Annotated in this window: 1 rRNA gene; it reads left to right on the forward strand. The window is 57.3% G+C overall.

Annotation, left to right across the window (positions count from 1 at the left end):
• Window positions 1-255, forward strand: a 23S ribosomal RNA gene (locus tag M8006_RS17950); the annotation flags it as partial.

Below are 255 nucleotides of genomic sequence, written 5' to 3' on the forward strand. Positions count from 1 at the left end.
TCGCCATTTAAAGTGGTACGCGAGCTGGGTTTAGAACGTCGTGAGACAGTTCGGTCCCTATCTGCCGTGGGCGTAGGATGTTTGAGAAGGGCTGCTCCTAGTACGAGAGGACCGGAGTGGACGCACCGCTGGTGTTCCGGTTGTCACGCCAGTGGCATTGCCGGGTAGCTAAGTGCGGACGGGATAACCGCTGAAAGCATCTAAGCGGGAAGCCCCCTTCAAGATGAGACATCCCTGAGGCCATGAGCCTCCTAA

Origin of the sequence: Halomonas llamarensis (genome assembly GCF_023555005.1) — a bacterium.
In the GTDB taxonomy this organism is placed as follows: domain Bacteria; phylum Pseudomonadota; class Gammaproteobacteria; order Pseudomonadales; family Halomonadaceae; genus Vreelandella; species Vreelandella llamarensis.